Genomic DNA, 11,710 nt, shown 5'->3' with positions numbered 1-11,710 from the left:
GTTCAACTCCTCTTGGTGGCGGGCGCCGGGCGCAGGTGCATGACGCAGGACGCAGCGACGGCGCTGGCGACGATCAGTGCGGCGAGGCCGAGCAAGTAGGTCTGGGTTCCCAGGACCTTCGCCAGCGGAAGGCTGATCGCGAGGCCGACGGGAACCATGACCGAGATCAGCGTCTGCTCGACCGACCCGATCCGTGAGAGCGCAGCGTTCGGCACGGTCGTCTGCAGGTACGTGTCGAAGACGACACCTTCCATCGAGATCAGTACTGCGGTCACCGCGAACGCGGCGGTCAGCGCGATGATGTCGACCCCGAACGCGAACAGCACGAGCTGCACGGGCTGGCACACCATCAAGGTCCAGAGCACGAAGAACTTCGGTCTGCTGAGTCGTACCCATCCGGCCGCGACGGAGCCCACGAGGCCGCCAGCAGCGAGTGCCGTCGCGAGGGCAGCCCAGAACGCGATCCCGCCGAGTGCATCCCTGGCCACGATGGGCCCGAGGACGCTGATGGCAGCGATGCTCAGCTGCACAGGGCAACGGAGGAGGATCAGCGTCAGGATGTCGGGGTGCCGTCGGAGGACCGCGACGCCCTGCCAGAACCCTCCGTTGTCGGCTTCCTCTCCGGGTGGTTCGTCCTCGGACGTCGCGCGAGATGGATCGCCGTCCTCCAGCGGGGCGGCTGTCCGTCGGAGCCTCCACAGGAAGGTCAGGCAGGCGAGGGAGACGGCGAACGTCACGACGTCGAACAGCAGCGCCAGCGGGACACCGCCGAGCGTGACGAGCAGCGTTGCGAGCGCAGGGCCGACGAGGAGACCCGTGTTCAACGTGACGTCGATCCAGGAGTTCGCCTTCTGGAGCGCTCGCTCCGGGACGAGTTGTGGGACCAACCCGATGCTGGCGGGGATGTAGAACGACGTGGCGACTCCGTAGAGCGCCGCGGAGACCCCGAGGTGCCACAACGTGGCGCTCCCGCTGACGAAGGCGACGATCGGCACGACCTGTGCGAGGAGGCGCACGGCGTCAGCGATCCACATCACCGCGACCCGGTCGCGGCGATCGGAGACCGAGCCCCCCAACCCGATGAAGAGCATCCGGGCACCCCAGAGCGACAGCAGGATGATCGGCATGCCCCAGCCGGAGCGGGAGACCTCGAGGGCAGCGAACGCGAAGGTCAGGGGCACGACCCCGTCGCCGAAGAAGGAGATCGACTGTCCGAGGTAGTAGGTGGGGAAGCCGTGCGATCGGAACGGGGACGTGGGCGATTCACGTGCGCGTTGTTGGGTGCTCACTGCGTTCCCTTCGAGATCGTCCTGTGGATCAGGTCCACCGCGAGCATCGCGGCCTGGTTGCGACGTGTCATCGGCCCGCACACCTCGGAGAGGTCGAGCCCGACGATCGTGCCCGAGGCCGCGACCACGTCGAGCACAGCGCGCACTTGCGTCGGATCGAGGCCGTCGAGGGCGGGGTAGGCGACCTCGGGAGCGATCGAGGGGTCGAGCACGTCGATGTCCACGCTCACGTGGACGGGCCGGCCGTGGCAGTGCGCGGCGACCACGTCCTGCCACCCGGCGGCGCCGACCTCGGCAGCGGTGAGGTAGGAGACCGGATCGTCGGCACCCGTGGTCCCGCGAGCGAGGTTCGTGTCGATCCCACGCACCCCGATCGTCAACCAGCGCAGATCCGGTCGGTCGTCGAGGCACCAGGTGACGAAGTTGCCACAGTCGGCGGTCGTCTGCCGTGCCGGGATCGGTCGGCGATCCGCATGTGCATCGAGGTGGACCACGACCAGATCACGGTGTCCTGCCGCCTGGGCCGAGATCACCGGGTAGCCGATCGAGTGGTCGCCGCCGACGACGAGGGGCAGTTGCCCTTGCTCGATCACGGTCGTCACGGCGGCGAACAGACGATCGGACACCGATCGTGCGGTGTCGTTGGGCGGGTCCAGGACGATGTCGCCGTGGTCGAGCACCGCCGTGCTCCGCTGTCCGAGTTCCGTCCGGCTCGTCCAGTCCCAGGCGGTGGTGGTCGCTTCGGTGTCGAGCAGCCTGCGCAGCCCGCGCCGGAGGCCGGGCACGATCTCCTGCACCGACAGATCCGGCTCCGGTTGCTGCCAGACGGGCGCACCGATGAAACCCCATCGGGCAACAGCAGGATCCGCGGAGACGATCGGCTCGGCAGAGCGACGGAGGAGACCACGATCCGCGTGGTCGGCGACGCCTTCGGGAAGGAGCAAGTGCTTCCGCGCCAACATCGCATGGGCCTCCGGAGTCAGCATCGAGGCGATGAGGCTCGGCGTCTCCCACAACCGTCTGAGTTCCGGGGTGAGCCGGGCGGCCGTTCCCTCGATCTCGTTGACGACCTGGTCTCCCTCGAGCCGCAACGTGGGGTGCCAGACCCATCTGGTCCGCCTGCCGACGCCCTCAACGGTCATCGTGATCAGCGAGCAGGAGATCGGCTCGGAGGAGCGCGCGGAGCGCTCGGTCGACGTCGTCAGTCGAGAGCTGGACCATCTCGTGGATCTGAGCGTGAGCGACCCGTCCGCCCGAGACCCACGCCTCGATGACGGCTGTGAACTCGCTCGCGACCTTGACCGACTTCCCCAGGCTGCGGAGGCTGACGCGATCGCCGGCCGACTCGAACGTCGGAGGGAACCGGGCTGCCCAGCGGAAGGACGCGCCGCTGAGGTCGTCATCACGAACCGACCACGGCAAGGACAGACCGCGGCGCCGCTCGGGGGACCGCTCGCTCCGAGCGATGAACAGCTCGCGACGGAGCCGATCATCGTCATCGGTCGTGATGTCGTGCAGGGGCACGCCGAGCTGCAAGATCTCGCGGATGGCTTCCGTCGGCGATGTGCGGACGACGCCGAACGTCCAGTGCAGGGTCTCTCCTCCGACGCCGGTCACCTCGTGATCCCAGCCGATGGGGACGTGCATGACATCGCCAGGGCGCAGGACGGCGTCCAGTGCGACCTCGTCTGCGGCACCGCCTCCGCGGTGGACGCGCCAGTGCTTCTCGCCCTCCGCTTGCAGGATCACGGTGTCGTGGCTGTCGCTGTGCCGGCCGAACGCCGACTCCGACGCCCAGCACGAGTAGCCGTTGACCCAGGCCGCTTCGTGCATCGCGTACTCGAGGCACTCGACGACGTCGCGGAGCTCGGGGACGACGCGTTCGGCCTTGTTGACGACCAAGGTCGCGCCGTCCCGGAGGAGCGCGATGAACGGCTTCCGGCGTGGGCGCCGCTCGACGATGTCGCCGGCTCCGATCCGGGTCTCGACCAGTGTCGTCTGGTCGATGTCCACGGCGGGTACGACCTTGATCAGACCGTGCTCGAACGTCGACTGCGCCATCGCGCGATCGACTGCTCGCCAGCCGACCCGATCGACAGCCCTGCCGTCGATCCGGCCGAGCACGAGCTCGCCGAAGCGGACGGGGGCGCCGCCGAGGGCTGCTTGCACCTCACCCCAGAGCGTCACGCTCGCACCGACTCTCTCGTCACCAGGGCGCCGATGCGCAGCAGGGCGACGAAGAAGTTCCGGGCGGGACGCTCGCCCGGGACGACTTCTCGCACGTCCGCCGTGGTGATCGATGCACGCCGAGGGTCGAGGAGCGCGCGGACTGCTGCGTCGCTGACATCGTCGGGCAGGTCGATGGTCCTGCCGAGCACGGACAGGCGACCGGAGTCGACGGCGATCGGAAGACTGGTGACCTCGGCGCTGTCGACGTCTGCGAACACCCCGGCCGGCAACAGGCGATGCGCTCCCACGAAGCCTCTGTTGGCTCGCTGGTTCTGTCGTTGTCGGAGCTGCCCGGCGAGGGCTTCCGCTCCGAGGCTGTCCAGGGAATTCGAGGAACGTCGGAGAAGGACCGATGCCGCCTGGAGCAATTCTTCGGCTTCGTCCGGCTCGTAGTAGGACATCCCCAGGAAGACGGCTGGCCCGTCATTCTTGAAGACGTGGAAGTGATGACCGGGGATGCTCAAGAAATCGCCCGGTTCCAACACGAAGTGGTGATCAGCGGAAGCGAGATGACGATCGATGTCCAATGTCACCTCGCGCTGCCCGGGAAGTGCTCCGAGCGTCTCCGGTTCCCAGACCCACACCGATTTGGTGGCGGGACCGAGGTGGAATATGAAGGAGGGTTCGAGATCGGAGTGGACACCGAACGGTGTGAAGCCGGACGAAGCGATGAACGAGTAGAAGTCGAGGCCGCGCGGCGGGATGCCGCTGGCCTCGACCATGGGCGCGACGATCTCTTCGTGCAACACGGAACGTGCCCACGGAGACCACGTCTCCACCGCGTTGAAGGCGGCGCAGACGTCGTGCCGACCTGTCGCGGTGCTGAGCCAGTCGATCACGTCGGAGCCGTCGTACGCGGTGTGCGTGACCGCCTCACTCGCGCGGTAGTCGAGCTGCTCCGGGCCGAAGACCCGTATCCGCGGTAGCCCTGCCACGGACTGGACACGGGGATCGGTCGCGTTCGCCAGTGCTGACCGGAGTGCGGACAGGATGATCTCAGGCCGCTGCACCAGACCCCTGATGTGCGTGACCTCGCGGAAACCAGGTCCGTGGTCCGTTGCGAATCGCATCCAGACCGCGTTGTCGATGACGTTCAATGTGCCCCCCGAAGTGTAGGGGCCGGCCCGGATTCCCCCCGAGCCGGCCCCGCTCGTTCAATACCGCATGAGCGTCAGTGCCCGACGTCCATCCGGTTCCGCAACTGCACGTCCATCAGGTCCTCGTCGGTGATGACGATGTCCTCGATGTCGATCGTTGCGTTGTCGTTCTGCTCGGTCTTCGTTGCGCCGTTCATGGACTATCCCCTCTTCCACGGAATGACCGTCATTGTTGACGATCCGGTGCTGAGCGGCACCGTGGACAGAGTGTTCCACGAGGAGCCGAAGCTGTCCAGAGAAATGTCGCTTTCCTTTCACGAACACCGGCTGGGCCGACTGTCTGCTCGGCGCACTGCGACCGTGCTCGCCGCTCAGTCCCGCCGCATCCCGATCCCGACCACCGCGACCAGGTTCACCGCGCTTCCCACCAGGAACCCCGTCGTCCCGCCGGCGACCCCTGCGACCGGTCCGAGCACCGCCATGGGCTCGGCGCCGAGGACGAACCCGGCGACCGACGCCAGGGCGACCTGGCGGGACCGTCCGGCGGCGAGCAGCAGCGCGGCCGGCACGAGGCCGACGGTGAACACCCACACCGCGACCATCAGGTACCGCAGGTCGGTGGCGGCGGCCGTGCCTTCGGCGGGGTGGACGATCGGCAGGAACCATCCTGCGAGCAGCCCGACCAGCCCGAACACCACGGCCGAGGCGGCGGCGAACCCGCCGACGAGCAGCACCGCGCCGCGGGACCGCAGCGATCCGCCGTCCGTCCGGTGCGCGAACGCCGGTACGAGCACCTGCCCCAGTGCCTGCCCGAGCATCGACGTCGGCGTCGTGGGCCGACGACGTCACCTGTTCTGTCAACCGTTCGGTTGAGGTGGCCGTTCGTCGGTCTTCGTACTGTTGCAGCTGGCCGTGTCCACCACAGAGAGGCAACTCCATGCGAACGAAGACCGAAGCCGCACTCCGCGCGCGGCACCGCGGCGTCCAGGCACGGATCGCAGCGCATCCCCTCAACGACCCCGAGATGGAGCGCGCTCGGATGCTCGTCAAGAACAGCGACGGTGCCGCGCAGCAGCAGGTCTCGGCCGAGTTGCGAGAGCAAGGACTCCCGAGCATGACGCGTCAGACGTGGACGTTGGTCACGGGCCTTCCCGGACTGGCCCGGCTCAACCGGCGGCGGCTGCGTCTCGAGCGGGAACTTCGAGCAGCACGCCACTGAGGACGGGTTCTCGGACACCTGATCCGCCGTGTCGTTGTCGGTGATGCACCCACCCTCGGACGACTGCGCGACAACGGTGTCTTGGTGTTCCTCGACAGGATCCCTCCCCGAGGCACGGTCGGGCTACGCTGCGCAGGAGGCACGACCACGGGCCTCGTGATCGAGTGGGGATTCTGCGTGTTCTTGACCTTCCTGGTCCCGGTCGCGCTCGTGCTGGTCGTCGTGATGATCGTGCTCGCAGCGCGGGGATCGATGCAGAAGAGTCCGACCCAGGAGCAACAGGATGCCGAGGCGCGAGCACGTCGCGCTGCCGGGCGTGCGGCTCGCGACGCGGCCCGCGAAGCAGATCGTGACGCCGACCGGGACTGACGGCCGGAGATCCGTCCTCGGGGTCGGCGGTGTCGGAGCCGGTGCGGGGACGCGTCAGTCCTGTGCGGTCGGCCGGACGACGACCTCGCCGACGTCCACGCCGGCCGGCTGCGCGATCGCGTACGCCACCGCGGCCGCGACGGCGTCGGCGGGCATCGCGATCGCGTCACGACGAGCCTCGAGCGCCGCGCGCTGCTCGGGGTCGTCGGTCTTGGTGACTCCCTCGGTCGCGGTGAACCCCGGCGAGACGACGGTCACGCGCAGCCCCGGGCCCGCTTCCTGCCGCAGTGCCTCGCTGAGCACCCGCACCGCCGTCTTCGTCGCCGCGTAGACGCCCTGTGCGGGGACGATGCGGTGCGCCGAGGTCGACGCCGTGTGCACGAAGTGCCCCGAGCCCTGCTCCCGGAACACCGGGAGGGCGGCAGCGATCCCGTTGAGCACACCGACCAGGTTCACGTCGACCATCTGCTGCCACCCGTCGACGTCGAGGGCGTCGAACGGCGAGACCGCCATGCTGCCCGCGTTCTGGTGCAGCACGTCGAGGCGACCGAAGCGCGACCGCGCCGACGCGACCAACGCGTGCAGCGCCTCCCGGCTGCGCACGTCGGTCTCGACCGCGATCGCTTCGCCGCCCGCGCCCGTGATCTGTGCGACGACGGACGACAGCCGCTCCACGCGACGCGCGGCCAGGACGACCTTCGCGCCGCGCACCGCGAGGTGCAGTGCCGTCGCCTCGCCGATCCCGCTCGACGCGCCGGTGATCGCGATGACCTTCCCTGCGATGCCGTCCATGGACCTGCCTCCTGTAGTCTGAAACGGACACCCGTCCGATTCTTCGAGGAGGTTATCGGACACATGTCCGTTTCGCAATCACCCCGTCGCGCCGACGCCGAGCGCAACCGCGCCCGCCTCGTCGACGTCGCGCGCGACGCGCTGCGCTCCGACGCCGCCACGACGATGCAGTCGCTGGCCCGACTCGCGGGGGTCGGCCAAGGGACGCTCTACCGGCACTTCCCCACCCGGGAGGCGCTGCTCGCCGAGGTCTACCGCGCCGACTTCCAGGGACTGGTCGCCTCGGCGCGGGCGCTGGCCGCCCGACCGTCGCAGAGCGGCGCGCTCCGCTCGTGGCTCGACGAGCTCGCCGCCTTCGGGTACCAGAAGCACGCGCTGGCGGACGTGCTCGACGCTGCGACCCGGCAGCAGCTCCACGACGAGCAGTACGACGAGATCGCCGACGCGATCGGCGCCCTGCTGCAGGCCGGGGCGCAGGCCGACGTCCTGCGCCCGGACGTCGAGCCGGCGGACCTCCTGGCGCTCGTCGCGTTCCTCTGGCGGCTCGGGGCATCGGCCGCCGATCGGGTGCCGCACCTGCTCGACCTCGTCGTCGACGGGCTGCGTTCCGGGTAGGCGGCCCGACCTCGCCGCGACAGCACGCGCCTCAGCCCCGCCGCACCCCGAGCCCCACCACCGCCACGAGGTTCACCGCACTCCCCACCAGGAACCCCGTCGTCCCGCCGGCGACCCCCGCGACCGGTCCGAGCACCGCCATCAGCCCGGCGCCGACGACGAACCCGGCGACCGACGCCAGGGCGACCTGGCGTGACCGTCCGGCGGCGAGCAGCAGCGCGGCCGGCACGAGCCCGATGGTGAACACCCACACCGCGACCATCAGGTACCGCAGGTCGGCGACGGCGGCGGTGCCCTCGGCGGGGTAGACGATCGGCAGGAACCATCCTGCGAGCAACCCGACCAGCCCGAACACCACGGCCGAGGCGGCGGCGAACCCGCCGACGAGCAGCACCGCCCCGCGGGACCGCAGCGATCCGCCGTCCGTCCGGTGCGCGAACGCCGGTACGAGCACCTGCCCCAGTGCCTGCCCGAGCATCGAGGCCGGCGTCGCCAGGGTGAACGCTGCCGCGTAGACGCCGGCGTCGTGGGCAGACGACGTCACCTGCGCCGAGATCATCGTCAACTGCAGCAACCCGTTCGACGTCACCACCGCCAGCACGTTCCACGCGGCGAACCCGAGCACCCCGGCTGTCGGCTCCGTGGGACCCGACAGGCCGTTGCCCCGCGGCCAGCACGCGATCGCGAACACCGTGTACCCGATCGCCAGCGGGAGCAGCACGAAGGGCTCGAGCCGCGCGACGCACGCCACCACGAGCAACGCGAGTGCCAGCACGCTCGTCACGGAGTCCCAGAGCGCGATCCGGGGCGCCCGCCCGTACCCGAGCTGTGCGCCGCGCGCGTGGCAGTAGAGCCCGTAGCCGACGACGACCGCGACCCCGCCGAGCACCGTCCCGGGGCCGTTGCCCCAGGCGAGCGCGACCGGCACGGTGACCGCGGTGAGCACCACGCTCGACACCAGCATCGACACCCCGAGCAGCCGGTTCACCGCGGCGTCCGACCGCCGACCCCGCAGCGCGATCGCCAGGAACCGCGAGGCGGTGTTGCCCGACGCGTTCGGCCAGAGCAGGGCGACGAACACCGAGAGCGACAGCAGGGCGGTGGTCTGTCCGAGGGTCTCGGTGCCGAACACCCGACCGACGACGACGGTCACGAGCAGCTTCGCAACGCCCTGCACCCCGATGCCGACGGTGGCGAGCACGGCCGACGACGCCACGGACGACGACGCAGCAGCGGACCCGCTCACCGTGCCAACGCCTGTTCGACCCACCCGCGCCGGTGCGCCCGCAGTCCGAGCGTCACCGCCCGGACCCCGATGTAGCCGAGGGCGAACGCCGCCCACAGCCCCGCGAGGGTCCCGCCCGCCCACCACAGCAGCGGCAGGTACACGACCAGGTTCACGCCTCCGGCGACGGCCAGGTACCGCGCGTCGCCGGCGCCGATCAGCACGCCGTCGAGCACGAAGACGTAGCCGGCGACGGGCATCCCGACGGCGATGAGCACCAGGACGACGGGCAGCGCGGCGCGCACCGCCTGCGAGTCCGAGAACACCGGTCCGAGCAGTCCGCTCACGGCCAGGGTCAGCAGGCCGAGGAGCACCCCGCCGGCGATCCCGAGCAGCACGAGCCGCCGCGTCACGAGCCGCACCCGCTCCGGGTCGCGTGCACCGAGTCCGTGCCCGACGAGCGCCTGCCCGGCGATGGCCAGGGCGTCGAGCGCGAACGCGAGAGTGGAGAACACGGTCAGCCCGACCTGCGTGGTCGCCAGCCCGGTGGTCCCGAGCCCGGCCGCGGCCCCGACGGTCGCGAGCATCGCGATCCGCAGCGACGCGGTCCGCAGGAACAGCCAGGCGCCCGACCGCAGCGCCCGTGCGACGCCCGAGGCACCCGGCCGGAGCGGTGCCCCCGACGACCGCGCGGCCCGAACCGCGATGCGGACGTAGACGACGGCCATCGCCCACTGCACGATGACCGTGCCGGCGGCGGAGCCCTCGACGCCCCAGCCGGCCCCGTAGATGAGCAGGGCGTTCAGCAGCCCGTTCGCGACGAACCCGACGGTGGCGACGACGAGCGGGGTCCGGGTGTCCTGCAGCCCGCGCAGCAGTCCGGTCGAGGCCGTCACGACCAGGATGCCGGGCAGGCCGACGAGCGACACGGTCAGGTAGGCGGTCGCCGCCGCGGACACCTCGGCCGAGGCACCGAACAGGTCGACGAGCGGCCCGGCGAGCGGCCACCCGACCAGCGCCAGCACCACGCCGAGCACGAGCGCGAGCCACATCCCGTCGATGCCCGCGTGCACGGCTCCGCGACGGTCGCCACCACCGAGCGCCCGTGCCACCGCGGGCGTCGTCGAGTACGCCAGGAACACGAGCAGCCCGGTCACCGTCGACAGCACGGCACTCGCGAGCCCGACGGCCGCCAGCGGTGTCGCGCCGAGGTGGCCGACGAGCGCGGTGTCGGTCAGCAGGAACAGCGGCTCGACGACGAGCGCGCCGAGCGCGGGCACCGCGAGCCGCACGATGTCGCGGTCGACCGCGCGTCGCTCGGTGGTCGCAGCGGGTCGCGTCGGTCGGGGCACCGGCCCATTCTGGCCGTCCCGCGCCGTGGACGGGCGCCGTGCCGGACGGGAGGCCCGTGACGGCGTCGCCACGGGCCTCCCGTCCGGCGGTCCCACGTCGTCAGGCACGTGGCCGGGACCGGCTGTGCACGTGCGTCAGTCGCGGCGCGGTTCGGCGGGCACGCCACCGGTGGCGGCGTGCGCCTGGTCCGACGCCACCGGGGTGGACTCGTCGGTGCCGCGTGCGCGACCGATCAGGTCCATGACGTGGAAGACGACGATCGCCGCGACGGTGCCGACGATGATCCCGCCGAAGGACGCCTGGCCGAAGTCGAACGTGAAGTCCGCGATGCCCATGATGAGCGCGATGCCCGCGGTCAGCTGGTTCTTCGGCTTGGCGAAGTCGACGCGGTTCTCGACCCAGATCCGGATACCGATGATGCCGATGAGCCCGTAGAGGGCGGTGGTGGCGCCGCCGAGCACGCCGTGCGGCACCGAGGAGATGACCTCGCCGACCTTCGGGGACAGGCCGAGCAGCACGGCGACGATCGCTGCCACCCAGTACGCCGCGGTGGAGAAGACGCGGGTGGCCGCCATCACGCCGATGTTCTCGCCGTACGTGGTGGTCGCCGAACCGCCGCCGAGGCCCGCGAGCACGGTCGAGACGCCGTCGGCGACGAGCGCGCGACCGGTGAGCGGCGTGAGGTCACGGCCGGTGAGCTGTCCGACCCCCTTCACGTGGCCGACGTTCTCGGCGACCAGGGCGAGGACGACCGGGATGAACGCCAGGTACACGGCGAGCTGGTTCGGGTCGAACGCCGGAGCGTGGAAGTCGGGCAGGCCGAACCACTTCGCATCGGCGACCCTCGACAGGTCGACCTGGCCGGCGGCGAGTGCCACGAGGTAGCCGACGACGACGCCGATCACGATGGACAACCGCCCGATCAGGCCCTTGAACAGCACCGTGACCAGGACGATGACCGCGAGCGTCACGAGCGCGGTCACCGGCGCCTCGGCGAAGTTCGTCCGGGCGGACGGCGCCAGATTGAAGCCGATGAGGGCGACGATCGCGCCGGACACCACCGGGGGCATCAGCCGGTCGATCCACCCGGCACCGGCCAGGTGCACGACGAGGCCGACGACCGCGAGGAGCGCGCCGACGACGATGATGCCGGACAGCGCCAGCGGGATGCCGCCGATCTTCGTCGCGGCACCGATCGGGGCGAGGAACGCGAACGACGAGCCGAGGTAGCTCGGCAGCCGGTTGCCGGTGATGAGCAGGAACAGGATCGTGCCGATGCCGCTGAAGAGCAGCGTGGTCGCCGGCGGGAAGCCGGTGATGAGCGGCACGAGGAACGTGGCGCCGAACATCGCGACGACGTGCTGCACGCCGAGGCCGATCGTGCGCCCCCAGGTGAGCCGTTCGTCCGGTGCGACGATGGTCGTCGAGGAGACGGTCTTGCCGTCCCCGTGCAGCTTCCACGGAAGTCCCATGCGATGACCGTACCGGCAGCCGTCCACATCGACGACCCGTTCCTGCCTGC

At 70.5% G+C, this 11,710-nt stretch carries 13 protein-coding genes; 3 read left to right on the top strand and 10 right to left on the bottom strand.

Going from position 1 to position 11,710, the window contains the following annotated elements; all coding sequences use genetic code 11:
* Positions 1-2: 2 nt before the first annotated feature.
* The 6 genes from BIU94_RS09860 to BIU94_RS09840 all read right to left on the bottom strand — a co-directional run bounded on the left by BIU94_RS09860 (position 3) and on the right by BIU94_RS09840 (position 5,433).
* The gene (locus BIU94_RS09860) at positions 3-1,289 is read right to left on the bottom strand and encodes an MFS transporter (protein WP_071258447.1); all 1,287 of its coding nucleotides are present in this window, start codon (positions 1,287-1,289) and stop codon (positions 3-5) included.
* Positions 1,286-2,305, bottom strand: coding sequence for an arginase family protein (locus BIU94_RS17075; protein WP_217639499.1), 1,020 nt, complete (start codon positions 2,303-2,305; stop codon positions 1,286-1,288). The genes BIU94_RS09860 and BIU94_RS17075 overlap by 4 nt, the downstream gene beginning before the upstream one ends.
* A gap of 115 nt (positions 2,306-2,420) precedes the next feature.
* On the bottom strand, positions 2,421-3,476 hold the full coding sequence (locus BIU94_RS09850; protein ID WP_071258438.1) for a cupin domain-containing protein: 1,056 nt from the start codon (positions 3,474-3,476) through the stop codon (positions 2,421-2,423).
* Complete coding sequence (locus BIU94_RS09845) at positions 3,473-4,615, bottom strand: hypothetical protein (RefSeq protein ID WP_139195991.1); 1,143 nt, start codon at positions 4,613-4,615, stop codon at positions 3,473-3,475. The genes BIU94_RS09850 and BIU94_RS09845 overlap by 4 nt, the downstream gene beginning before the upstream one ends.
* 74 nt (positions 4,616-4,689) lie before the next feature.
* A complete protein-coding gene (locus BIU94_RS18210) occupies positions 4,690-4,812 on the bottom strand; it encodes a hypothetical protein (RefSeq protein ID WP_302846701.1) in 123 nt (40 codons plus the stop codon).
* Between the two features lie 174 nt (positions 4,813-4,986).
* Positions 4,987-5,433 carry a hypothetical protein gene (locus tag BIU94_RS09840; RefSeq protein ID WP_071258430.1) on the bottom strand — a complete coding sequence of 149 codons (447 nt, stop codon included), beginning with the start codon at positions 5,431-5,433 and terminating at the stop codon, positions 4,987-4,989.
* A 119-nt stretch (positions 5,434-5,552) separates the two neighbouring features.
* Between BIU94_RS09840 and BIU94_RS09835 the strand changes: the two genes are divergently transcribed.
* Positions 5,553-5,834: a hypothetical protein gene (locus tag BIU94_RS09835; RefSeq protein WP_139195992.1), complete on the top strand. Its 282-nt coding sequence runs from the start codon at positions 5,553-5,555 to the stop codon at positions 5,832-5,834.
* Positions 5,835-5,918: 84 nt separating this feature from the next.
* Complete coding sequence (locus BIU94_RS09830) at positions 5,919-6,203, top strand: hypothetical protein (protein ID WP_139196375.1); 285 nt, start codon at positions 5,919-5,921, stop codon at positions 6,201-6,203.
* Between the two features lie 54 nt (positions 6,204-6,257).
* On the opposite strand, the gene BIU94_RS09825 is transcribed toward BIU94_RS09830, so the two are convergent.
* Entirely contained in the window at positions 6,258-6,995 is a 738-nt protein-coding gene (locus tag BIU94_RS09825; RefSeq protein WP_071258419.1) for an SDR family oxidoreductase, read from the bottom strand.
* Between the two features lie 63 nt (positions 6,996-7,058).
* On the opposite strand from BIU94_RS09825, the gene BIU94_RS09820 reads away from it, so the two are divergent.
* The gene (locus BIU94_RS09820) at positions 7,059-7,610 is read left to right on the top strand and encodes a TetR/AcrR family transcriptional regulator (protein WP_071258402.1); all 552 of its coding nucleotides are present in this window, start codon (positions 7,059-7,061) and stop codon (positions 7,608-7,610) included.
* Positions 7,611-7,641: 31 nt separating this feature from the next.
* Here the strand turns inward: BIU94_RS09820 and BIU94_RS09815 are convergent, their stop codons facing one another.
* The 3 genes from BIU94_RS09815 to BIU94_RS09805 form a co-directional block, all read right to left on the bottom strand.
* Complete coding sequence (locus tag BIU94_RS09815; protein WP_071258394.1) at positions 7,642-8,856, bottom strand: lipopolysaccharide biosynthesis protein; 1,215 nt, start codon at positions 8,854-8,856, stop codon at positions 7,642-7,644.
* Complete coding sequence (locus BIU94_RS09810; RefSeq protein ID WP_071258392.1) at positions 8,853-10,187, bottom strand: MATE family efflux transporter; 1,335 nt, start codon at positions 10,185-10,187, stop codon at positions 8,853-8,855. Before BIU94_RS09810 ends, BIU94_RS09815 begins: the two co-directional genes overlap by 4 nt.
* A gap of 135 nt (positions 10,188-10,322) precedes the next feature.
* Positions 10,323-11,660, bottom strand: a complete 1,338-nt coding sequence (locus tag BIU94_RS09805; protein ID WP_071258390.1) for a uracil-xanthine permease family protein — start codon at positions 11,658-11,660, stop codon at positions 10,323-10,325.
* Positions 11,661-11,710: the final 50 nt, after the last annotated feature.

It is taken from the genome of Curtobacterium sp. MMLR14_006 (genome assembly GCF_001864985.1).
GTDB lineage: Bacteria > Actinomycetota > Actinomycetes > Actinomycetales > Microbacteriaceae > Curtobacterium.
Note: the sequence above shows the minus strand (reverse complement) of the source record. Positions and strands in the feature narration are given on the sequence as shown.

Excerpts from the sequence above, each read along its gene's own strand:
- BIU94_RS09840 (WP_071258430.1), bottom strand. The coding sequence starts at position 5,433 with ATGCTCGGGCAGGCACTGGGGCAGGTGCTCGTACCGGCGTTCGCGCAC.
- BIU94_RS09825 (WP_071258419.1), bottom strand. The coding sequence starts at position 6,995 with ATGGACGGCATCGCAGGGAAGGTCATCGCGATCACCGGCGCGTCGAGC.
- BIU94_RS09835 (WP_139195992.1), top strand. The coding sequence starts at position 5,553 with ATGCGAACGAAGACCGAAGCCGCACTCCGCGCGCGGCACCGCGGCGTC.
- BIU94_RS09820 (WP_071258402.1), top strand. The coding sequence starts at position 7,059 with ATGTCCGTTTCGCAATCACCCCGTCGCGCCGACGCCGAGCGCAACCGC.
- BIU94_RS18210 (WP_302846701.1), bottom strand. The coding sequence starts at position 4,812 with ATGAACGGCGCAACGAAGACCGAGCAGAACGACAACGCAACGATCGAC.
- BIU94_RS09805 (WP_071258390.1), bottom strand. The coding sequence starts at position 11,660 with ATGGGACTTCCGTGGAAGCTGCACGGGGACGGCAAGACCGTCTCCTCG.